This window comes from Kitasatospora sp. NPDC101801, assembly GCF_044766665.1.
Lineage (GTDB): Bacteria > Actinomycetota > Actinomycetes > Streptomycetales > Streptomycetaceae > Kitasatospora.
In genome coordinates this window covers 348,312-369,274 of sequence record NZ_JBIWML010000001.1, presented here as the reverse complement: position 1 = coordinate 369,274, position 20,963 = coordinate 348,312, and the positions used below count along the sequence as shown (strand labels likewise).

Below are 20,963 nucleotides of genomic sequence, written 5' to 3'. Positions count from 1 at the left end.
CGCTCCGATCATCCACCACCGCCCAACGCAGTCGCAGGCCAGGACAGGCAGGCCGGTCACGATCACCTGGCAATCGGTCAAGATCGCATGTCAGAGGACAGCGGGCCGTCGGCGGGGTGCTGGCCTGGTGGTGGTGCGTCTGACCGTTGACAGGCGAGCCTGGCCGCTCGCCAAGCGATGTTGACTATCGGTGGGTTCTTGCCACCGGATCTTGGTCGGTGGCCCGGGAGTGGTGCACGCGGGTCGGTGGCGGTGTCCGTGGGTGGAGGGCCTGGGCTGTCGTCGGATCAAACGTGTCGCTCCGGGGTGGAGTGGGTGGTTAGGCTCGCGCGGTGGAGTTGGATGAGGCACTGGAGCCGTTGCGCCGGGTGCTGCTGGAGCGGCGCGTCCTTGGTAGTCCGGAGTCGGTCGTTGCGGCGGTTGAGGCCGCTTGGGCGGCGCTGGCCGGCGGGGTGGACACCCCGAGTCTGTGGGAGCTCGGCGTGCTGTCCGACGGGGAGGTCCTGGAGGCGCGCCGGTTGCTGGGTGAGGTGGAGCAGGAACTCTGGCCGGTGTTGCGGCTGCCCGACACCATTGACGGCCGTGACCGGGCGCTGGCCCGGTACTGCCTGCGGGACCTGCTGGATGGCCGCCTTGATCCTCTGGCGGCCGCCGAGCGGATCGGCTTCGAGCTTTGCCCCGCCGACGACCCCGACTCGCCGCTGCGGCCAGTTCGCGGATGGCTGTACCGGGCGGAGGACCAGCAGGAGCACTGCGGCAGGCTGACGAAGGAGCTGGTGGCCGAGCTGCACGACCTGGCCTCCCAACTGCTGGCCGGCCCGCTGTCCTGACAGCCGGCCCCGAGAGCGCGCTCGGGTACCGGGAGGTCACCCTCACCTGACAATCGGTCAAGATCACGTGTCAGAGGACAGCCCGTCTGTTCGCTGACAGGTGATCTGACCGTTTGCCAAGTGAGGGTGACAGTCAGGGGGTTTCTGTCACTTGATCTTGGCCGGGGTCTGACCGTCTGACCGGGGTGGCGCGCTCTGAGGCGGGAAACCTGTCGCGGTCGCACCGGGTTCTCCGGGATGCTCGGCCCATGCGCATCACCTTCGACGGAGTCACTCCAGTGCCACGGATGCTGCTCCTCAGCGAGTTCCAGCTCAACTCCGACTTCCAGGTCATCCTGGACCGGGCGGTGTTCGTCGCGGCGGGCGACCGCGTCTCGCACGAGGGCGGCGCCGTCGTGGTGACTCGCCCGGCCGGTGAACACCGCAGGCACCCGGCCGGCAACAGCTACTGGATCTGCCGCTGACAGTTGGGCGGTCACACTCGCCTGGCAATCGGTCAAGGTCGCCTGTCAGAAGGCCGCTGCCCGCCTTCCGGCTGCTGCCGGCCCGTCAGGCTGCTGCCTGTTGCTGCCTGCTGCGGGACCGTCAGACCGCCGTCCGGGCGCGGCCGGCCGCCACCGCCGGGCCCTGGGCAGCCTGCCTCGGGCTGCTCCTGGTCGCCGTGCCGGGTGCCGGGCTGCTGCGCCTGGTGGTCGACCCCGACCCGCCCGCCGCCCCGGCGACGAGTTGCTGCGCCTGCCCGCTCAGTCCTGCCGTTCGAGGTCTCCGGGCTTCCAGCTGCCGTCGAAGGCGGCCTGCTCGGGGCCGTAGATCCGGAAGTAGGTGAACCAGCCCCGGCCGGGTGCGGTCCGGATCCACCGGCCCTCGGCGCCGGTGGGCTCGTCGGGGCCGAACCACAGGTCGACGTGGTCGGCGCCCTCGGGCTCCAGCTTCTCGAACAGTGAGCGCAGCGCGGCCCGGCCCTGCTCGGTGACCACCTCGGAGCGGGTCTGCGCGTCGTAGAGGGTGATCGACCAGAACAGCGAGTACGGCACCGGCAGCGGTACCCGCAGGCGGTAGGTCCGCCCGCCGTCGAGGTAGGCGCCGTCGGCGTCGCGGTGGCCCAGCCAGTACAGCGAGCCCGCCCCCGCGCCGCGGCGGAACATCGCCGGGGAGGCGACGATCGCCTGCGCGAACCAGCGGTCGCGCGCCTCCACGTCCAGGGAACCCCCACGCTCGAAGGTGCCGTTCTCCGGCCGGAGGCCGACCCACTCCCAGCGGCGGTCCGGCCAGGCGATCCGGTCCTCGCGGCGGGAGGCGAAGGCGGAGACCAGCAGCTCGTCCCGGCCCTGCCGGGCGGCGTCGGTGAGGACCCGGGCCATCCGCTCGTCCGGCGCGAACGGCCGACCCGCCTCGATGCCCAGCTCCGCGAGCAGGCCGAGCATCGGGCGCAGCTCCTCGACGGCCGGCTCGGAGTCGACGACGGAGTGCAGCACCCGCCAGTACTCGAGGTTGTCCTCCCAAGCGAGCGGGGTGCTGTCCATCGCCTGCTCGTCACGATCGAGAAAGGTGAAGGCCGGCGGGTCCGCCCGCCGCTCCCACGAGTACACCTTCACCTGCCGGATCAGGGCATCCGCCTTCTCCAGATCGCCACCCAGTGGCAGCACCCGCAGCGCGAACAGCACCTGCCAGGTGTCACTGCGCACCACCTCGTACCCCTCGGCGTCCGGTTCGCCCTCGTGGCCCGGCGGGAGCAGCAGCACCTTGCCGCCGCGCGGGCCGTTGCGGCCGGGCAGGCCGAGGTCGACCAGCCAGCGGTGGTGGTGGTCGTCGAGCATGCCGACCAGCGGCCCCGGCGGCAGCTCGACCACCAGCGGCCCGGCGCGCAGGTCCAGGCCGCCGCCCAGATAGGGCGTGTCGGAGTTGAGGGTGTACCCGACGCGGATCGGCCCGGCCACCACCAGCGGGGCCGCCTCGTTGTCCACCCCGCCCGCCGCCCGGGTCCCGCGCAGGATAGCCTCCAGCGAGACCGTCGGGTAGAAGAAGCGGTACGCCTCCACCGCCCGGTGCCGGTCGCTGCGCTCGTACGAAGCCGCCGCGCTCTCCACCGTCGGATAGCCGCCCACGAACTCCACGTGCTCCGCCATCGCTCGCTCCTCTTCCCCACGTGCCAGACCGCCGTGGCCACTCCAGTCACCCTTGTGGGAGAAAGGCTGTCCGGCTACCGGTGCCCGCCGGACGGGTGACGGAAGGCCAGCTATGTCAGGTCGGTGTCAGGTGGGGCGGGCACAGTGGTGTCACGCCGAAGGGGCAACGCACCGCCCCGGAGGTTTGGGAGAGGTGCCCGGAGTGGCTGATCGGGTGCCTGGCCGGTGACGGTCGAGCAGGGCCTCTCGGGGTCCGCGCAGGTTCGAATCCTGCCCTCTCCGCCCAACCGCCGCCCGGTCCCGGCCGGCGGACCGTGCTGGCTTGGGTCCCGGGCGGGTCGGTGCCGTGCGCGACCGCAGGGCGCGATCAGGGAGTTGACCGCGCCCTGCGGTGTCGTAACCCGCACCCGGGCGTACGCGACGTCCGCAGTGCAGCGCGTCGCGGCTGCCGAGGCAGTCGCCGGTTCAGGCTGCGGAGTGCCAGCCGAGTGCGGGGGCGAGTCGGGTCGCGATGTCGGTGAGGATCTGCACGTAGTCCTGGTGGTCGAAGCTGAAGGGCAGTGCGAAGACGACCTCGTCGACCTCCCGGAACGCGGCGTGGGCGTACAGCCGCTCGGCGATCTCGGCGGATGTCCCCACCAGGTCCGGCGCGAACATCGTGCGGGCCGGTCCGTGCGGGGTGGCCGTGCGGGGGAGTCGGTTCCGGGCGTAGTCCAGGTACTTCGCGCGCTGCTCGGGTGAGGCGCTGTCGGTGGGGATGACCACCAGGCCCTGGGACACCCGGGCGCGCGGGCCGTCGGGGTGGTGGGTGCGGAAGGTCTCGATCTGCGAGCGCTGGATCTCAGCGAAGTCCTCCGACTCCTCCGCCCGCACCACGTTGCTGGTCAGCAGGTTGAGGCCCTGCTCGCCGGCCCACCGGGCCGAGCGCAGGCTCCCGCCGCCGTACCAGATGCGGTTCGCCAGGCCGGGTGCGACGGGCTGGACCCGGTCGGAGTACACCTCGATGCCCTCGACGCCGCTGAAGTCGGTGGCGGGCTCGCCCTTGACGAAGCGCAGCAGCCGTTCGACCCGCCGGTAGCCGAACTCCTCGGCCTCGGCGGTGTCCGGGTAGAGCGCGGGGGCGACCTGGTCCCAGTGGCGGGGCTGTCCGACGCTGAGGCCGGGGTTGAGCCGGCCGCCGGACAGGAGGTCGACGGTCGCGAGGTCCTCGGCCAGGCGCAGTGGGTTCTCCCAGCCCAACGGGATGACTGCGGTGCCCAGTTCGATCCGGCGGGTGCGTTGCGAAGCCGCCGCGAGTACGGCGACGGGGGAGGAGATCCCGTACTGGAGGTGCCGGTGGCGCACCCAGGCGCCGTCGAACCCCAACTGCTCGCCGAGCTCGATGATCTGGAGTGTCGACTCGTGCCCGCGGCCGGGGTCGGCGGGGTCGAACAGTCCGATGGTCAGGAAACCCAGCTTGCGAAGGGGCTGCGAAGGCGAGGGCACCGGGGTCCTCCGTTCTCCGCGACGGGCCGGACGAGGTACGGCGCGGTTCGACTGGCACGGCCCGGCCGATCACCGGGCGCCCGGCCACATTCACACGCGCCGGGGAGACGATCAAGAGGCGGACCGGAAAGGCCATCGGGGGCAATACGCCTGTGACATCCCCGCAGCAGCCCGCCCGCGCTGCCCGCCTCCTGACCGGAAGGAACCTGACGTGCCGACGCACCGCCGGCGGGCCGTCAGAAGCCGGGCCGGGTGGCGGAGCGGTCCTGTGCAGGGGTGCGCAGCCGGGCCGCGGCGACCTCGTGCAGGTGGATGGCGAGGTCGTACGACTCCGCGAGCGCGAGCTGTGCCTGTGCCCCGGCGGGGTCGGAGTACGCGCTCCCGATGCTCCTGGTGGGGTGCGGAGTGGTGAGCCAACCGCGGCCGGCGGGACCGACGTTCCTGAGGTCGACGAGGTAGTCGCGGTAGTGCACCCGATCCATCGTCGCCTCGGTGCTGCCGGGCTCGGCGGGGCCAAGGGTGAAGGGGCGCACGGTGCCGTCGTCCCCGGTCGCGTTGAACGAGCCCCGGTCGAAGGTCGTGCCGATGCTGACGTAGCGTCCGCCGAGTGCGTCGCGCAGGAAGCTCCCCTGTGACTTCGGGTGGGTGTCCGGGGTGTAACTCCTGAGTGTGACGTGCCCGTTGTGGGCCGACAGCAGCACCTTGTCCCCTGTCTTCCGCTGCCACCAGAGCACGTTCTCGGCCATGACGGAGTCGCGGTAGCGCATGCCGGCCGCCACTCCCTGCGGGTCGTCGTAGTCGTAGGCGAACAACTTCGTCATCTGGTCGATCGCGGTCGCGTGCTGGACGGCCCAGGTGTACGCGTCGTCGCCGTCCGCGACCGGGCGTCCGGAGGGCTGCTGCTCGAGCAGGCCGAGCGCCTCTGCGCTCCGCTCCGCGAGTGCCTTCCGTTCGGCGAGCGGGCGTGCCAGGTAGGCGGTGATGTAGGTGTCCGCGTCGGTGGTGGGGCGCAGCTCCCGGTAGAGCTCGGCGATCCGGGGTGCCTGTGCCGGGTGGGTCGCGGCCGCGTACGCGTTCACCCGGTCGTACAGCTCCGGGCCGGCGAACGCGTTGTCGTCGCCCATGAACTGGACCGGATCACCGGGGTGTTCGATGTTGTAGGCGCGCATCCATTGCAGCAGGCCCCGGTACTCGGCGTTGTTCCACACCGCGTAGGTGTTCTGGAACTCCTCGTCCATGATCTGCTGCAGGTTGCCCCGGCCGTGCAGCACGTAGTCGTTGAGGCGCAGTCCACCGCTCCAGCCGGTCTCCAGCGCGAAGGTGCGGAAGCCCTGCTCCTCCACCAGGTAGCGGAAGACCCGGTGCTTGAGGGCGAAGAAGTCGTGCGAGCCGTGGGTCGCCTCCCCGAGCCCCACCACCTCGGCGTCGCCGGTCATCCGCCCCAGCGGACGCAGGTCGCCGAGACTTCCCTGCGGTTCGGCCGTCCGCAGCGGGTGTGCCGCCCGTTCGAGGGCGGCCGGCACCGACCAAACGGCGGCGGACGAGGCTCCGGGCGCTGCGGCGGCAGGCGCGGCAGCGGGTACGACGGCGGCCGTCGTACCGATCGCGACGAGCAGGGCCAGGGCGGGGGCGGACTTGTGAATACGCATGCCGTAAGCCTCGCCGAGGCCCGGCGCCGGTGACCATCCGTCATACCCCCTGATCAACTCGGGGGTTAACCCCACCACTCGCCCCGGACGAACCCGCTGGTCGCAGGCGTATGACCCACGCTGAGTGGGTCTGCCCCCTGCCTCGTTCGCGGCGGTGCGGTTGATGGGCCGTCGGGTGATCCACTCCGGATCCGCCGCGATAGGGTCGACGCATTCCTCGAAAGCAGGTGCGAATGATCGTCTCCCTCGGCGCGGTCGCCGGAGTCGCCGCGATGGAGCTGGGCATGGCCCTCATCCCGGGCCCGAACATGATCTATCTGGCCTCGCGGTCGATCACCCAGGGCCGCCGGGCCGGGCTGATCTCGCTGGCCGGGGTGGCGGTCGGCTTCCTGGTCTACCTCGGGGTGGCGACCGCCGGCCTGGCCACGATCTTCGCCGTGGTGCCGGCCGTCTACACCGCTCTCAAGTTCGGTGGCGCCGGCTATCTGCTCTACCTGGCCTGGCAGGCGGTCCGGCCCGGTGGCACCTCGGCGTTCGCACCCAGGGAACTGGCCGTCGATCGACCGCGTCGGCTGTTCACGATGGGGCTGGTGACCAATCTGCTCAACCCCAAGATCGCCATCCTGTACGTGTCGCTGCTCCCGCAGTTCATCGACCCGGCCCGGGGGCACGTAGCCGCGCAGAGCTTCCTGCTGGGCCTCGTGCAGGTCACGGTCGGGATCACCGTCAACTGCGCGGTCATGCTGGCGGCCGGTACGATCGCGGGCTTCCTCGGCCGGCGGCCCACCTGGCTGCGGGTCCAGCGGTACCTGATGGGCACCGTACTGGCGGGGCTGGCCGTACACATCGCCGCCGACCGGTCCAAGGCGCTCGTCCCGGCCTGACCGGTCCGGAGCCGGGAGGCGTGGGGCACGCTGTCATCCGGGGCTCTGACCGGAGCCCCGGACGACAGGTGGCTTGTGCGGTGGGTCAGTTGACGCTGACCGCGCTCCAGGCGGCGGCGACCGCCTTGTACTCGGTGCTGGTGGCGCCGTAGAGGTCCTTGGCGGCGTTCAGGGAGGCCGTGCGGGCGCCCTTGTAGTCCGTGGTGGACGTCATGTAGACGGTGAGCGCGCGGTACCAGATCTTGGCGGCCTTCTGGTTGCCGATGCCGGTCACGGTCGAGCCGTTGCAGGTCGGGCTGTTGTAGGTGACGCCGTTGACGGTCTTGCTGCCGCTGCCCTCGCTGGCCAGGTAGAACCAGTGGTTGCCCACGCCCGAGGAGTTGTGGACGTCGAGCTGGCCGACCTTCTTGGTCCAGCAGTCGGCGGACGAGCCGTCCAGCGACGGCTTGTCCATCCGGCGCAGCCACGGCGGGGTGGACTGGTCGCTGAACAGGTAGTCGGGGGTGTCGATGCCGTTGTTGGCGTACCACTCGACCATGGTGCCGAAGATGTCGCTGGTGGCCTCGTTGAGTCCGCCGGACTCGCCGCTGTAGCGCAGGTTGGCGGTGGCGCTGGTGACGCCGTGGGTCATCTCGTGGCCCATGGTGTCGAGGTCGACCTGCTCGGGGTCGGTCACGCCGTCGCCGTCACCGGTCATCATGCAGAAGCAGCTGTCGGACCACTGGGCGTTGTCCCACTTGGTGCCCACGTGGACGAAGACGGTGGCGCCCTTGCCGTCGTTCTTGATGCCGTTCCGGCCGAAGGTGTTCTTGTAGTAGTCGTACGTCCAGGCGGTGTTGGCGTGGGCGTCGACCGCGGCGGTGGCGCGGGCACCGGTGAACTTCTTGCCGTCGCCCCAGACGTTGTCCGCGTCGGTGAACAGCGTGCCGGAGCTCGCCTTGATCGAGGACGAGGAGAGGTTGAGCGCGTCCCTGGTGACATGGCCCCGGGTGGGGTCGATCAGGGCGTAACCACCGTTCTGCGCAGTGGTGTTGATCGAGACGTCGCCGGTGTACTCCGAGTGGCCGGTGCCGACGGCCTGGTGTTCGGCGGCATAGCTCTCGATCTGCTCGCCGGTCGAGGCGTCGGTGACGACGACCTGGCCGACCGGCTGGCCGTGCTCGCCGACACCGGCGACGGTGGTGCGCCAGGCGAGACGGGGGGATCCGGTGGCGGCCCAGATCACCAACTCCGGCGTGCTGGTGGCGGATTCGATGCCAGGGGCCGCGCGCAGCGCACTGCCGGCACTGGCCTGCGCGGGGACGGCAGGGACGGTCGACCTGACCTTGGGGTCATGGGCGTTGGCCCGGGAGGAGTCCTTCATGCGGCCGTGTGAGTCCTGGTGTACCACCAGGTCACCGCCGACCACCGGCAGGCCCTGGTAGGTGCGGTCGAACCGGACGTGCTGGCTGCCGTCCGCGTCGATCACCACGTCCTTGACCTGGAGATCCTGGCCGGCGCCGAAGCCGAAGTCCCCTGCGTGGTGGCCGACGTTGGCCCGGGCGTTGGCGATCGCCGCGTCGCGGCCGGTGGCGGCGGTGGCCGAACCGGTCTGGACGCTGATGGCGACGAGGGCGGCGGTGACCGCTATTGCTCCGGCCGTGAGGTGACGGCGCTGGGATGAGGTGGGGCTCATGCTGACTCCAGTCGAGGGGAACTGCGAGTGGATTTGCCTCGACAGAGCTTGACGATGAGCTGACAAGAAAGCCATGCGTCGGATCAGATCTTGATGAATCTGTAGCCAAGCGCGATCCGATATGTCCAAGTCGCTGACCTGTTGCGACGCTTGGCGATCGGTGAGGCCGAGGAAGGGGGACTACCTCGCGCCCGGGTTGGGCAGGACGACTCCGCGTCACCGGGCAGCTCCGGCCGTATCACGCGCAGGAGTTCCGGCGGATCGACTGGTTGGTGGACGACACCGCGACGGTGCTGCGCAAGCTGCGGGCGGCGGACAGCCAGCCCGGGGTGCTGGACACCCTGCTGGGCCGGGAGTACTTCCTGCACGGCGGTTGCGCGGAGGACGAACTGCGCGGCAGGCCGGGCGATTTGATCGCCACCAGGGACGGCGCGGTCTGCCGGGCCACCGTCGACGGCGCGGTGTGGATACCGCAGCTGCGCCCGCGCCGGGAGGCCGGCGGGCCACCCACCTTCAAACTGCCCGCCGCCCGGGTGCTGGGCCCCGCGCTGGTGCTGGCGGGCGTACCGGAGGTGCCGGTCACGCCGTCGGAGGCGGCGCGGCGGGACACCTGGTCGGAGATCCGCTACCGCGAGGAACAGGGCGTCGGGTATCTGGAGTTCGGGTTCCCCGGTGGGGCGATGAGTACGGGTCAGTGCCGGCGGTTGTCGGCGGCGTACCGGGAAGCGGTGGCGGGATGGGTTCGCAGGCGGTGGTGGACTGCGCGCTGTACGAGGACGGGCACCGGCTGCCCGGCCGGGTGGAGCCGGCCAAGGCCCTGAAAAAGACGGCGGAGCGGCCGGGCCGGTTCGTCTGGCTCGGCCTGTACGAGCCGACGGCGGCTCAGTTCGCCGACATCGCGAACGCCTTCGAGCTGCACCCGCTGGCGGCGGAGGACGCGGTCTGCGCCCATCAGCGTCCGAAGCTGGAGCACTACGGCGACACGCTGTTCCTGGTGCTGAAGACCATCGTGTACGTCGAGCACGACAAGCTGACGGCCACCAGCGAGATCGTCGACACCGGGGAGATCATGGTCTTCGCCGGACCGGGTTTCGCGATCGTGGTCCGGCACGGCAGCGCACCACCGCTGACCGAGGTGCGGAAGGACCTGGAGCGCTCGCCCGAACTGCTGGCGCTCGGCCCGACGGCCGTGCTGCACGCGGTGGCGGACCACGTGGTCGACCAGTACCTGGAGGTGGCCACCGAGTTCGAGCGGGACGTGGAGGAGCTGGAGACCGCGGTGTTCTCCCCGGAGCGTACGAACGACGCCGGGCGGATCTACCAGCTCAAGCGCGAACTGATGGAGTTCAAGCGCGCGGTGGTGCCGCTCGGACTGCCGCTGCAGCAGCTCTCCGACAAGGCGCTGCCCCAGGTGCCGGCCAAGATCACGGCGTACCTGCGCGACGTCGCCGACCATCACACCCAGGCCGCCGAACGGATCCTGGCCTTCGACGAGTTGGTCACCAGCATGCTCGGCGCGAGCATGGCCCGGATGTCGCTCCAGCAGAACACCGACATGCGCAGGATCAGCGCCGGGGCCGCCCTGGTGGCGGTGCCCACCATGGTGGTCGGCGTCTACGGCATGAACTTCGACCACATGCCCGAACTGGCCTGGACGTACGGCTACCCGGCGGTCCTGCTGGCCATCGCCGCCGCCTGCGCACTGGTATTCCGGGCCTTCCGCCGCAACAAGTGGCTCTGACCTGCCGGCCCGAGCCGCAGTAGGAGCCGACCGGCTCAGTGCGGGGTGCGGGCCAGCAGCCCGGTGAGCTGGACTTCGAGCATCTCGCGCAGGGTGGAGGTGAAGTCCATCCGCAGGGCGGCGAGTTCGGGGTCCTCCCGGTAGGCGGTGAGCATCGCGGGGGAGGGCTGGGCGTGCGTCCAGACCGCACCGGTGAGCATGACGGCGGCGGCCACGAACCGGAACGCCCCGGGCTCGTCCAGTTCGGGGAGCTGACGGCGGACGGAACCGACCAGGAGGCCGACGTTGGCCAGCGCGGCGCGCTTGTACTCGGCGGCGACCTGCGGGGAGACGTTGCGTTCCAGGACGGCGGCCTGAGCGCCGATCAGGTCGCACAGCACCGGTTGCCGGGCCAGTGAGGATGCGATCAGCGCGGCGAGGCGGTCGGCGCGCTCGGTGGCGGGCGCGCCGGGGTCCGCGGTGCCGGCGAGGGCGGTGTCGAATTCCGTCAGCCAGTCCCGCAGGGCGACGTCGAGGAGCTCCAGCAGGACCGCTTCGCGCGACTCGAAATAGCGCAGCACGTTCGACTTGGCGAGCCCGACCCGTCGGCTGAGTTCGTTGAGGCTGACCTGGGCCACCGGCATCTCGGTCAGCATCGCCGCCGCGGCGTCCAGGATCGCCCGTCGGCGTATCTCCCGCTGCTCTTCGCTGCGCGCGCGCTGGAACGTCGTCATGTCGAGAATTCTACAGACCCCCGGTCTGTTGTTAGCAGACCGGGGGTCTGCTAACTTTGGGAACGAGAACAGACCGGCAGTCTCTTAATCTCCCCGAGGAGCTCCCATGTACGACGTTCCCGACCTGACCGGCACCTTCGCCGTCGTCACCGGCGCCAACAGCGGCACCGGCCGGGAGGCGGCCCGGCGCCTCGCCGCAGCCGGCGCCCACGTCGTGATGGCGGTGCGCACCGTCGCTAAGGGCGAGGCGGCGCGCGCCGAGATCCTGGCCGAGCACCCCGGCGCGCACCTTGAGGTCCGCCGGGTCGACCTGGCCGACCTGGCCTCGGTCCAGGAGTTCGCCGACGGGATCGTCGCCACCGGCACCCCGCTGGACCTGCTGGTCAACAACGCCGGGGTGATGGCACCGCCCACCCGGATGACCACCGCCGACGGCTTCGAGCTGCAGTTCGGCAGCAACTTCCTGGGCCCGTTCGCGCTCACCGTCCGGCTGCTGCCCGCCCTGCTGGCCGCCGGCGCCCCCCGGGTGGCGACCATGAGCAGCGGCACCGCGAACATGGGCCGGATCGACTTCGCGGATCTGCAGTCCGAGCGCCGCTACGGCCCGATGCGCGCGTACGCCCAGTCCAAGCTCGCCGACCTGATGCTGGCCCGGCAGCTCGCCGACCTCGCGGTCGAGCGCGGCTGGGCGCTGACCAGCACCGCCGCGCACCCGGGCTACACGCGCACCAACCTGCAGACGGCGGGGGCGAGCCTGGGCCGCGACAAGCCGAAGCGCTCCCTGCTCACCTCGCTCGACTTCCTGCCCACCCAGGGCGTCGAGCAGGGCACCGAACCGCTGCTGTACGCCGCCGCCGACCCGCGCGCCGAGCAGGGCGCCTACTACGGCCCGAGCAAGCGCTTCGGCCTGGTCGGCCCGACCGGTCCCGCCCGGATCACCAGGCGGGCGCTGGACGCCGAGAGCAACGCCCGGCTGTGGGCCGAGGCCGAGCGCCTCACCGACGTCCGCCTGCCCGTCCACGTCGCCTGACCCCTCCCGTCGATCCGCCCCCACCCAGGAGTGACCCCGTGAACGTTCTGCTCTTCGGCGCGACCGGAATGATCGGCCAAGGCGTCCTGCGCGAGTGCCTCCTGGACGACCGGGTCACCCAGGTGACCGCCGTCGTCCGGACGTCGCTCGGCGTCGAGCACCCCAAGCTGCGCACGCTGGTGCACGGGGACTTCACCGACTTCTCGGCGCTCGCCGCCGAGTTCAAGGCCGTCGACGCGTGCTTCTTCTGTCTGGGGGTCTCCTCGGCGGGCAAGCGCGAGGACGAGTACCGCACGATCACCCACGACTACACCTTGGCCGCCGCCCGGGCGCTGCCCGACCGCCCGGACCTGACCTTCGTCTACGTCTCCGGCGAGGGCACCGACAGCACCGAGAACGGCCGCTCGATGTGGGCCCGCGTCAAGGGCCGCACCGAGAACGAGCTGCTCGCCATGCCGTTCCACGCCTACATGTTCCGCCCCGGCTACATCCACGCGCAGCACGGCGAGCAGTCCCGCACCCCGCTCTACCGGCGGCTGTACCCGCTGCTCTCGCTGCTCCACCCGATCCTGCGACGCGTGGCACCCACGCACGTCACGACCACCGAGAACATCGGCCGGGCCATGCTCGCCGTCGCCGGAGCGAACGGAGCCGGCGAGCGCATCCTGCACAGCCCCGACATCAACCGGGCTGCGCTGCAAGAGGGTTACTGACAGGGCGCGGTCCCGGCCCCGACGGGCTCGGTGCCACCAGGTGTAGTGCCAGGGCCCGGTAGGGCTGCCGAGCCCGGCGGGTCGGCCCGGTGGGCCGGGCGTGGTCCGGGGGCGCCCTTGGTGCACCGGGGGTATGCAGGAGTCATGGACGTTCGGCGGCCACTCGCGGATCTCCGGTGGACTCGGCAGCAGAGCCGTGCGCTGGTGGTCATCCCGCTCGTGCTGATCGTCGTCATCTCGGTGGTGGACGTCCTGGCGCCGCCGGAGGTCCACCTCGGGCCGCTGCTGGTCGCCGCCCCCGCGATCACGGCCTCGTTCGCCGGGCCACGGACCACGGCCGGCGTCGGGGCGCTCGCCGTACTGGCCCAGACCGTGGTCGCGGCGCTGCGGACGACGCTGCTGGACCTCAACCACTCGGTCCAGATCGCCTCGCTGACGGTGATCTCGGCGTTGGTGACCCTGTTCGCGTACGTCCGGGAGGAGCACGACCGTAAGCTGAGCCAGCTGCGGTCGGTGGCCGAGGCCGCGCAGACGGTGGTGCTGCGGCCGCTGCCGCACCGGATGGGCCGGCTGCGGATCGCCTCGGTCTACCTCGCGGCGGAGGCCGAGGCGCAGATCGGCGGCGACCTGTACGCGGCCGTCCGGACCGGGCAGGGCACCCGGTTCCTGGTCGGGGACGTCCGGGGCAAGGGCCTGGCGGCGATCAGTGACGCCTCCCTGCTGCTCGGCGCCTTCCGGGCGGCGGCCTACCGGCAGCCCGACCTCCCCGCCCTGGTCACCCACCTGGAGGGGGCGGTCTTCGGCGCTCGGGAGGTACCCGGGGGTCCGGCCGAGGAGGACGAGGACGGTCCGGTGGACGACTCGACGCAGGAGTCGTTCATCACCGCGGTGGTGCTCGACATCCCCGACGCCGGGGCGACGATCCGGCTGGTCGACTGCGGACACCCGCCGCCGCTGGTGCTGCGCGGCGGCCGGGTCAGGTCCCTGGACGTCCGCCAGCCGGCCCCGCCGCTCGGGCTGACGGGCCTGCTCGGCGCAGGTTTCGTGGTCGAGTCCTTCGCCTTCGAGCCGGGCGACATCGCGCTGCTCTACACGGACGGGGTGATCGAGGCCCGGGATCACGCGGGGGCGTTCTATCCGCTGGCCGAGCGGCTGGCCGGCCGTCCGCCGGCCGATCCGCAGACCCTGCTGCGGCGCCTGTCCGCCGACCTGATCGCCCACGCGGGCGGGCGGCTGGGCGACGACGCGGCGATGGTGGCGATCGAACGGCTCCCGGCGGAGCCCGGGAGCCCGTGACGGCGCGGGCCGGCCGGGCGGCTGCGGAAGGGCGGCACCAACCGGTTGAGGGTGGTGCCGCCCCGGCGGACGGGCTGTCAGGCCGTGACCTGCTCCGGTTCGGTCAGGAACTCCTCGCGGATCTCCCGGGGGCCGAACGGCCAGGTGCCCTCCTTCCTGGCCCAGATCGCGAAGGCGGCGCAGCCGGTCGCGACCCAGGCGAGCGACCACTCGATGGGGTGGAAGCCGGGGGCGTTGCGGTCGGCGTAGCCGTAGATGACCAGCCAGCCGATGGCGGCGACCACGCTCGGCACGGGGTAGAGCCACATCCGGTACGGCCGTTCGAGGCCGGGCTGGCGGCGGCGCAGCACCGAGAGCGCGACGAGTTGGGAGAGGGCCTGGACGATCACCATCACCGTGGTGAGCAGGTTGATCAGGATGCCGAGCGGCGGGTGTGCGGCGGTGGTGCCGATGTGCCGGCTGAGCAGGAAGCCCGCCGCGGTGACGCCGCCCATGGTGAGCAGGCCGAGGACCGGGAACTGGTGCCGGGGGTGCAGCTTGCCGAAGGACCGGAAGAACACGCCGTCGCGGGCGGCGTCGTAGGGCACCCGGGAGCCGCCGAGCAGTCCGGTCAGGACCGAGGCGAAGGCGGTGATCAGGATCAGCACGGTGACCACGTCGGCGGCGCCCTCGCCCCAGGTGCGCTCCAGGACGGCGGAGGCGACCGACTTCGAGGCGATCGAGTTCGGGTCGAGCATGTCGTGCCAGTCGATCGCGCCGAGCACGCCGATCTGGAGCATCAGGTAGATGCCCATGATGCCGACGATCGAGAAGACGATGGAGCGCGGCAGCACCCGGCCGGGCTGCTTGATCTCCCCGCCGAGGTAGGCGGCGGTGTTGTAGCCCAGGTAGTCGTAGATGCCGATGGTGAGTCCGGCGGCGAAGCCGATCCAGAACTGGCCGTGCGTCAGCTCGATGGCGTGGGCGGGCCAGGTGAAGGCCCGGCTGGGGCTGAAGTGGGTGAAGCAGGCGACGATCACCACGACCACCGAGGTGATCATCACGCCCCACATCACGGTGGTGAGCCTGGCGATGTTCTCGACCTTGCGCCACAGCAGCAGGACCACCAAGGCGCAGAGCGCGACGCCGACCAGGTCGCCCTGGCCCTTGGTCAGGTCGGGCCAGAGGTAGCCGAGGTACTGGACGAAGCCGACCACGCCGGTGGACATGATCAGCGGGATGAAGATCATCGCCGTCCAGACGAACAGGAACGGCATGAGGCGCCCGGTGCGGTACTGGAACGCCTCCCGCAGGTAGACGTAGCTGCCGCCGGCGCCGGGCAGGGCGGCGCCGAGCTCGGCCCAGATCAGGCCGTCGGCCAGGGCGAGGACGGCCCCGGCGATGAAGCCGATGATCGCCTGGGGCCCGCCGAAGGCGGCGACCATCAGCGGGATGGTGACGAACGGGCCGATGCCGCACATCTGGCTCATGTTGATGGCGGTGGCCTGGAACAGGCCGATTCTGCGGGTAAGACCTGGGGACACCGGGGCCTCCGAGCGGGGCGTGGGGGATGCGGGCGGGCCGGGAGCCTGCGCGGGGGTTCAAGTTAGGGAGTTTTACTATCTTCGTCAAGGTCTTCGCCGGAAGGGCTGGTTGGGGGTCGCGGGGGTCCTGTCCGGTGTGCGGGTGATGGTCCTGGTCTGCGGCAACTGTCGGGTCCCGTGCGGGCCGGTGGGCAGTGCCCGGTAAATCGGATAAGCCATCCGGATCTGCTACGGTGAGGTCAACCGGATAGATAATCCGGATGGGCGGAGGTCGGGCGATGCGACGGACAGCGGTGGTCACGGCGGGGACGGGCGGAATCGGACTGGAGACCGCCCTGGGTCTGGCCGCGACGGGCCTCGCGGTCACCGTCGTCGGGCGTGACGGGCAGCGCGGCGCCGGTGCGGTCGAGCGGATCAATGCCACGGCGCCGGCGCACCCCGCCCGGTTCCTGGCCGCCGACCTCGCCTCGCTGGACGCGGTCCGCGCGCTCGCGGCGCGGATCACCGCCGACGGTCCGCTCACGGTGCTGGTCAACAACGTCGGGGCGATGTTCCCGGACCGCCGGGACTCGGTGGACGGGATCGAGGCGACCTTCGCCGTCAACCACCTCTCGCCGTACCTGCTGACCGAACTGCTGCTGCCCGCGCTGCGCGCCGGTGCGCCGAGCCGGGTGGTGAACGTGACCTCCGGCGCGACCGGCCTCGCCAAGCGCGTCTTCGACGCGGTCGAACCGCCCGGCGGCTACTACGGCTTCCACTGGTACGGCCGCGCCAAGCTCGCCAACCTGGCCTACGCGCTGGAGCTGGCCGCCCGGCTCGACGGCACCGGCGTCTCGGTCTTCGCGGCGGACCCGGGCGGTGCCGCGACCGGGATGACGGACGGCACCCTGCGCGATCCGAGGATCGTCTCGCCGGGCCTGCGACTGCTCTGGCCGCTGGTGCGGCGGAAGTTCGAACGCTCGACCTCGGGCCCGGCGTCGGTGGCCGCCCGGTCCTCGGTCTTCGCCGCGACCGACGACTCGCTGGCGGGCCGGACGGGCCTGGTGATCGGGCCGGGTGTGCGTCCGGTGGCCGCGTACCGTCCGGCGGCCGATCCCCGGATCGCCGAGGCCGTCCGCCGTCTCAGTGAGCGCCTGGCGCCGGCGGTGGCCGGCTGAGGAGGCCCAGGGATACGGATGGGCCATCCAGTTAGACTGCGACCATGACGACCGCACCCCTGCGCAAGGATGCCGCCCGGAACTGGGAGCGGATCGTCGCGGTGGCCCGCGAACTGGTGGACGCCGGCGCGCCGTTGCAGCTCAACGACGTCGCCCGGCGGGCCGGGCTCGGCGTCGGCACCGTCTACCGGCACTTCGCCGGCCCCGAGGCGCTGCTGGAGACCGTCGCCACCCCCTGCCTGGAGGAACTCGCCGCGTACGGGAAGCAGGCGCTGTCGGAGGAGGACCCCTGGCGTGCCCTGGCCGGGTTCCTGGCCCGGACCGTGGAGGCCCAGGTCACCGACGCCTCGCTGTCCACGGTCACCGCCGCGCCGACGGACGCGCTGCCGCGCACCGCCGAGCTGAAGCGGGCCCTGTGGTCGAACGGCGCGCAACTGCTCGAACGGGCCCGGGCCGCCGGGGTGGTGCGCGAGGACCTGACCGACGGGGACCTGGTGCCGCTGATGTGCGGCGTCGCCTACGCCGCGACCGTCCACAGCACCCCGGCCACCCGGGTGGAGACCGCCCGCCGCTATCTGACGGTCCTGCTGGAGGGGTTGGGTGCCGTGCACCCCGACGCGGGGACAGTGGGCGGCCGCCACCGCCGGCCGCTGCCCCCGACCTGGGCAATGTCCTCGACCGGCACGGAAGTCAGCGCGGTGGCGGGCGGTCACTGCGGCAACCGGGCCGAACCGACCGTGTTCGTCACCGTGGACGGAGCCGTCGAGGAGTGACGGTGGTCCGGGACTCCGGACGGTGAGGTCGCTCCCGCCGCCGTCCAGGTCTCCAGCGGCTTCGGCGGCTTCGGCGTTCAGAACGCGGCCGGGGGCCTGGGCCGGACGGGTCAGGGCGCGGGCCGGTCCGGGCGGGGCGTCGCGGGGTTCGGGGTGTCGGCGGTTAGCGTGCTGCGGGGGTCGACCGACCGACGTTGACGGAGTGCCATGACCTCGGACCAGCCCGCACCGCAGGTGACCGCCCGTCAGGTGCTGCGCAACCCGAAGGTGTGGATCTTTCCCACCGTGATCGTCGGATCGGTGGCGCTGCTGCTGTCGCTGCTCTACCTGGGCGGCATCATCAACCCCCGGGCCGACCTGCACCGGCTGCCGATCGGCCTGGTCAACTCCGACGCCGGCGGCGACCTCGGCGGCAGGCCGGAGAACCTCGGGCGGCAGATCACCACCGGTATCGCCGCCGCGCCCGACCCCGCCGAGGAGGTCTCCTGGCGGGTGCTGAGCCGGGCCGACGCGATGGACCAGCTGTCCGCCGGCAAGCTGTACGGGGTGCTGGAGGCGCCGGCCGGCCTGACCACCGCGGTGGCCGCCCTCGGTGCGGCCGCCCAGCCGGACCCGGTCAGGCCGACCCTGCTGGTGCTCACCAATCCCGGGGTGGGCAGTCTGGCCTCCTCGCTGGCCTCGTCGATCTCCCAGGCGGCGGCCCACCGGGCGTCCCAGCAGCTCGGCGGCACGCTCACCGCACTCCCGGCGGCCCAGGGCGGCGGCAACGCGGCCCGGTTGCTGCTGGCCGACCCGCTGGCGGTGACGGTCGAGGTCGGCCACCCGATCGGGGCGAACAGCGGGCTCGGGCTGACGGCCTTCTACTACTCGCTGCTGCTGGTGCTCTGCGGCTTCCTGGGCGCCAACATCATCAGCAACGGCGTCGACGTCTCGCTCGGCTACGCGGCCAGCGAGCTGGGGCCGCTGCGCACCCAGCTGCCGCTGGTGCCGATCACCCGGACCAGGACGCTGGCGGTCACCAGCGTGATGTCGGTGGTGCTGGCGGTGCTGACGTCCAGTCTGGTGATGCTGGCCACCGTGGTGATCCTGGACATGGACGCCTCGCACCTCCCGCTGCTCTGGGTGTTCTCGGTCTGCGCCAGCGCGGCGGTCGGGCTCGGGGTGCAGGCGCTGGTCGCGGCGTTCGGCGGGATCGGCCAGCTGGTCAGCATGTTCGTCTTCATCGCGCTCTCGCTGCCGTCCTCGGGGGCGACCGTCCCGCTCCAGGCGCTGCCCGCGTTCTACCGGACGCTGGCGGTGTTCGAGCCGATGCGGCAGCTCGGCGACGGGGTCAGGTCGATCCTGTACTTCGACGCGCAGGCCGACGCCGGTCTGACCAGGGCCTGGGTGATGATCGCGATCGCCACCGTCGCCGCGCTGCTGTTCGGCTTCGGGATGACCACCTACTACGACCGGCGCGGCCTGCACCGGGTGCACCCCGAGGCGGGTTGAGGCACCGGCACCACCCGGTCGGCCCTGGCGTGGTGGCCCCGGCGCGGTATCGGCAGTTGCATGGAGAGTGACCGAGTCCCCCGTCGATCCGGGAGCCACCATGTACCAGATGTGGGCCGAACACGACCCGGCCGTCGAGCAGCCCTCGCTGCTGTGGCACGTCGTCACCAAGGACGACAGTGCGAAGTCGCTGTGCGGGCGGCAGCTTGGGGCGCCGTCGGCCTCCGGCAACGACCAGGTGCTGGCGGAGAGCTTCTGCGGCCCCTGCATGACCTCCGTCCGGCAGGCGATGACGACGGCCCAGTCCGGGATGGCCGAACCCGCCGTCGGCTGACCGGGCGCGTTCAGCGCGCCAGTTCGGTCAACCGCCGGGTGGTCTCGGCCAGTTCGGGGCGTCTTCCGGGCTGGGCGGCCAGCCGGTCGCGCAGCCCGCGCAGCTCGTGGGCGACCAGCGCGGGCAGCCCGGGGGTGGCGCTCTCCAGGGCGGGGCCGAGCAGTGAGATCGCGCTGTCCGGTTGCTGGGCGCAGACCAGACAGTCGGCGATCCGGACGGTGAACAGCAGGCGGGAGGACGGCAGTTGGTGCGGACCGAGCAGGCGCAGCGCGGTCCGGGCTGCGCTCACCGCGCGCAGCGCCAGCCGGGGGTCGTCGACGGCGGCCGCGACGTCGCGCAGGGCGGCGGCGGCGCCGGCCTCCACCCGTAGCTGCATCGAGGCGATCGAGAGCCAGGGCGCGTCGGACTCGTCACGGGCGCCGATGTGGTCCAGGTGCAGCCGGGCCCGGCCGACGTGCCGGACGGTCTGCCGGACGTCGCCGGTCAGCGCGTGCGCGCGGGCCTGGCTGACCTGGGACATCGCGGCGGCCCAGTGCCGCCCGGGGGCCACCCGGTTGATCTCCCGGGCGTAGCCGAGCGCGGAGCCGGGGTCGCCGTCCAGCCGGGCCAGGTTGCCCATGTCGCTGAGCGCGGCCACCTGGGTGGCGGGGTCGTCGGCCAGTTCGGACCAGCTGAGGGCGCGGTCGAAGCAGGTCATCGCGGTGGCGTTGCGGCCCTGCTGCATCCGCAGCACGCCCGCCGCGTGGGCGTACTCGGCCGCCAGCCGGACCAGCGGGCGCCGTCGGCCGGCCGGGGTGCCGGGCAGCCGGGCCAGCACGGCCCGCAGGGTGCGCTCGACGGCGGTGGCGGTGTCGGGGTGGCCGTGCGCTTCGCCGGCGCGCAGGTGGGCGGCCAGCAGCCCTGCCAGCGCGTGTGCGGTGTCGGCGTCCAACGGCGGTGCGGTCAGCGGGTCGGCGGCGCAGAACGCCAGGTGCAGCGCGGCCAGGTCGGGGGGCGAGGGCACCGCGCAGCCGACCGCGCCGTGCAGCGGGCAGAGCATCCCGTAGTCGGGCAGCCGGGCCGGTGGGCGGCCGACCAGCAGGGGCAGGGGGAGTGGCGGCAGGTCGGCGGCGATGCCGGGCAGCGGCGGCCGGGTGAGCCCGGCCGGGACGGGCGGCCCGGCCTGTTCGCCCTGCTCGGCCCGGTGGCAGGTGGCGCTCAGATCCCCTGCCGCACCCAGGAGTTGGTCGAGCTGGTCGGCGACCCGGGGGGTGGGCCTGCGGGTGCCGTGTTCGAGCCGGCTGACCGCCGTGTGATCGTAGCCGATCTCGGTGGCGAGCTGGGCCTGGGTGAGCCCGGCCCGCCGCCGCCAGTGCCGCAGCCGCGCGCCGAAGGTCCGCCAGGAGTCGGCCGCCGGGGCGTCCGTCGTGGTGTCCGCCGGCGGGGTCGGCGGGGCGGTCGGCGGGGCGTCCTCGACCAGGGTGGCGCCGGTGTCGGTGCGGTGCACGGTCAGCCTCCCCGAGTCCCTCGCGAGTCCGTCGCGATCCCTCCGCGTACCTGGACG

Annotated in this window: 18 protein-coding genes, 1 tRNA gene and 1 pseudogene; 13 read left to right on the top strand and 7 right to left on the bottom strand. The window is 72.1% G+C overall.

All coding sequences use genetic code 11. The features are described 5' to 3' along the window. Nucleotides 1–332 precede the first annotated feature (332 nt). Together ACIRPK_RS01585 and ACIRPK_RS01580 are read left to right on the top strand one after the other, a co-directional pair. A complete protein-coding gene (locus tag ACIRPK_RS01585) occupies nt 333–830 on the top strand; it encodes a hypothetical protein (protein ID WP_403031366.1) in 498 nt (165 codons plus the stop codon). Nucleotides 831–1,078: 248 nt separating this feature from the next. Next, nucleotides 1,079–1,294: a hypothetical protein gene (locus tag ACIRPK_RS01580; protein WP_403031363.1), complete on the top strand. Its 216-nt coding sequence runs from the start codon at nt 1,079–1,081 to the stop codon at nt 1,292–1,294. Nucleotides 1,295–1,573: 279 nt separating this feature from the next. Here ACIRPK_RS01580 and ACIRPK_RS01575 read toward each other — a convergent pair whose 3' ends face one another. Further along, on the bottom strand, nt 1,574–2,956 hold the full coding sequence (locus tag ACIRPK_RS01575; RefSeq protein WP_403031360.1) for a DUF1254 domain-containing protein: 1,383 nt from the start codon (nt 2,954–2,956) through the stop codon (nt 1,574–1,576). 187 nt (nt 2,957–3,143) lie between these two features. On the opposite strand from ACIRPK_RS01575, the gene ACIRPK_RS01570 reads away from it, so the two are divergent. Further along, a tRNA-OTHER gene (locus ACIRPK_RS01570) sits at nt 3,144–3,238 on the top strand. A 183-nt stretch (nt 3,239–3,421) separates the two neighbouring features. On the opposite strand, the gene ACIRPK_RS01565 is transcribed toward ACIRPK_RS01570, so the two are convergent. Beyond that, nucleotides 3,422–4,441: an LLM class flavin-dependent oxidoreductase gene (locus ACIRPK_RS01565; RefSeq protein WP_403031357.1), complete on the bottom strand. Its 1,020-nt coding sequence runs from the start codon at nt 4,439–4,441 to the stop codon at nt 3,422–3,424. Nucleotides 4,442–4,677: 236 nt separating this feature from the next. Continuing rightward, nucleotides 4,678–6,090, bottom strand: coding sequence for an erythromycin esterase family protein (locus ACIRPK_RS01560; protein ID WP_403031354.1), 1,413 nt, complete (start codon nt 6,088–6,090; stop codon nt 4,678–4,680). Nucleotides 6,091–6,326: 236 nt separating this feature from the next. On the opposite strand from ACIRPK_RS01560, the gene ACIRPK_RS01555 reads away from it, so the two are divergent. Further along, on the top strand, nt 6,327–6,974 hold the full coding sequence (locus ACIRPK_RS01555) for a LysE family translocator (RefSeq protein ID WP_403032695.1): 648 nt from the start codon (nt 6,327–6,329) through the stop codon (nt 6,972–6,974). Between the two features lie 85 nt (nt 6,975–7,059). On the opposite strand, the gene ACIRPK_RS01550 is transcribed toward ACIRPK_RS01555, so the two are convergent. Then, nucleotides 7,060–8,649: a M4 family metallopeptidase gene (locus tag ACIRPK_RS01550; protein WP_403031351.1), complete on the bottom strand. Its 1,590-nt coding sequence runs from the start codon at nt 8,647–8,649 to the stop codon at nt 7,060–7,062. A gap of 221 nt (nt 8,650–8,870) precedes the next feature. Between ACIRPK_RS01550 and ACIRPK_RS01545 the strand changes: the two are divergent. Both ACIRPK_RS01545 and ACIRPK_RS01540 read left to right on the top strand, forming a co-directional pair. After that, nucleotides 8,871–9,383, top strand: a pseudogene (locus ACIRPK_RS01545) (hydrogenase maturation protein); the annotation flags it as partial. A gap of 2 nt (nt 9,384–9,385) precedes the next feature. Then, entirely contained in the window at nt 9,386–10,390 is a 1,005-nt protein-coding gene (locus tag ACIRPK_RS01540) for a magnesium and cobalt transport protein CorA (RefSeq protein WP_403031348.1), read from the top strand. A gap of 35 nt (nt 10,391–10,425) precedes the next feature. On the opposite strand, the gene ACIRPK_RS01535 is transcribed toward ACIRPK_RS01540, so the two are convergent. Beyond that, nucleotides 10,426–11,103, bottom strand: coding sequence for a TetR family transcriptional regulator (locus ACIRPK_RS01535; protein ID WP_403031345.1), 678 nt, complete (start codon nt 11,101–11,103; stop codon nt 10,426–10,428). 106 nt (nt 11,104–11,209) lie between these two features. Between ACIRPK_RS01535 and ACIRPK_RS01530 the strand changes: the two genes are divergently transcribed. The 3 genes from ACIRPK_RS01530 to ACIRPK_RS01520 all read left to right on the top strand — a co-directional run bounded on the left by ACIRPK_RS01530 (nt 11,210) and on the right by ACIRPK_RS01520 (nt 14,142). After that, complete coding sequence (locus tag ACIRPK_RS01530) at nt 11,210–12,133, top strand: SDR family oxidoreductase (protein ID WP_403031342.1); 924 nt, start codon at nt 11,210–11,212, stop codon at nt 12,131–12,133. Between the two features lie 38 nt (nt 12,134–12,171). Beyond that, nucleotides 12,172–12,846 carry an NAD(P)H-binding protein gene (locus tag ACIRPK_RS01525; RefSeq protein WP_403031339.1) on the top strand — a complete coding sequence of 225 codons (675 nt, stop codon included), beginning with the start codon at nt 12,172–12,174 and terminating at the stop codon, nt 12,844–12,846. Between the two features lie 144 nt (nt 12,847–12,990). Continuing rightward, nucleotides 12,991–14,142, top strand: coding sequence for a PP2C family protein-serine/threonine phosphatase (locus ACIRPK_RS01520; protein ID WP_403031337.1), 1,152 nt, complete (start codon nt 12,991–12,993; stop codon nt 14,140–14,142). Between the two features lie 77 nt (nt 14,143–14,219). Here ACIRPK_RS01520 and ACIRPK_RS01515 read toward each other — a convergent pair whose 3' ends face one another. Then, the gene (locus tag ACIRPK_RS01515; RefSeq protein ID WP_403031334.1) at nt 14,220–15,665 is read right to left on the bottom strand and encodes an APC family permease; all 1,446 of its coding nucleotides are present in this window, start codon (nt 15,663–15,665) and stop codon (nt 14,220–14,222) included. Between the two features lie 278 nt (nt 15,666–15,943). Between ACIRPK_RS01515 and ACIRPK_RS01510 the strand changes: the two genes are divergently transcribed. The 4 genes from ACIRPK_RS01510 to ACIRPK_RS01495 all read left to right on the top strand — a co-directional run bounded on the left by ACIRPK_RS01510 (nt 15,944) and on the right by ACIRPK_RS01495 (nt 19,420). Beyond that, on the top strand, nt 15,944–16,822 hold the full coding sequence (locus tag ACIRPK_RS01510) for an SDR family NAD(P)-dependent oxidoreductase (RefSeq protein ID WP_403031331.1): 879 nt from the start codon (nt 15,944–15,946) through the stop codon (nt 16,820–16,822). Between the two features lie 44 nt (nt 16,823–16,866). Next, nucleotides 16,867–17,595, top strand: coding sequence for a TetR/AcrR family transcriptional regulator (locus ACIRPK_RS01505; RefSeq protein WP_403031328.1), 729 nt, complete (start codon nt 16,867–16,869; stop codon nt 17,593–17,595). A gap of 207 nt (nt 17,596–17,802) precedes the next feature. After that, complete coding sequence (locus tag ACIRPK_RS01500) at nt 17,803–19,086, top strand: YhgE/Pip domain-containing protein (protein ID WP_403031325.1); 1,284 nt, start codon at nt 17,803–17,805, stop codon at nt 19,084–19,086. 67 nt (nt 19,087–19,153) lie between these two features. After that, nucleotides 19,154–19,420 (top strand): hypothetical protein, encoded by a 267-nt coding sequence (locus ACIRPK_RS01495; protein WP_403031322.1) that lies wholly within the window; start codon nt 19,154–19,156, stop codon nt 19,418–19,420. Between the two features lie 10 nt (nt 19,421–19,430). Here ACIRPK_RS01495 and ACIRPK_RS01490 read toward each other — a convergent pair whose 3' ends face one another. After that, nucleotides 19,431–20,906, bottom strand: coding sequence for a helix-turn-helix domain-containing protein (locus ACIRPK_RS01490; protein WP_403031319.1), 1,476 nt, complete (start codon nt 20,904–20,906; stop codon nt 19,431–19,433). Nucleotides 20,907–20,963: the final 57 nt, after the last annotated feature.

What these genes read in the sequence shown, in the direction of transcription:
- ACIRPK_RS01580 (WP_403031363.1), top strand. Translation starts at nt 1,079, where the DNA reads ATGCGCATCACCTTCGACGGAGTCACTCCAGTGCCACGGATGCTGCTC.
- ACIRPK_RS01575 (WP_403031360.1), bottom strand. Translation starts at nt 2,956, where the DNA reads ATGGCGGAGCACGTGGAGTTCGTGGGCGGCTATCCGACGGTGGAGAGC.
- ACIRPK_RS01560 (WP_403031354.1), bottom strand. Translation starts at nt 6,090, where the DNA reads ATGCGTATTCACAAGTCCGCCCCCGCCCTGGCCCTGCTCGTCGCGATC.
- ACIRPK_RS01550 (WP_403031351.1), bottom strand. Translation starts at nt 8,649, where the DNA reads ATGAGCCCCACCTCATCCCAGCGCCGTCACCTCACGGCCGGAGCAATA.
- ACIRPK_RS01540 (WP_403031348.1), top strand. Translation starts at nt 9,386, where the DNA reads ATGGGTTCGCAGGCGGTGGTGGACTGCGCGCTGTACGAGGACGGGCAC.
- ACIRPK_RS01535 (WP_403031345.1), bottom strand. Translation starts at nt 11,103, where the DNA reads ATGACGACGTTCCAGCGCGCGCGCAGCGAAGAGCAGCGGGAGATACGC.
- ACIRPK_RS01530 (WP_403031342.1), top strand. Translation starts at nt 11,210, where the DNA reads ATGTACGACGTTCCCGACCTGACCGGCACCTTCGCCGTCGTCACCGGC.
- ACIRPK_RS01520 (WP_403031337.1), top strand. Translation starts at nt 12,991, where the DNA reads ATGGACGTTCGGCGGCCACTCGCGGATCTCCGGTGGACTCGGCAGCAG.
- ACIRPK_RS01510 (WP_403031331.1), top strand. Translation starts at nt 15,944, where the DNA reads ATGCGACGGACAGCGGTGGTCACGGCGGGGACGGGCGGAATCGGACTG.
- ACIRPK_RS01505 (WP_403031328.1), top strand. Translation starts at nt 16,867, where the DNA reads ATGACGACCGCACCCCTGCGCAAGGATGCCGCCCGGAACTGGGAGCGG.
- ACIRPK_RS01500 (WP_403031325.1), top strand. Translation starts at nt 17,803, where the DNA reads ATGACCTCGGACCAGCCCGCACCGCAGGTGACCGCCCGTCAGGTGCTG.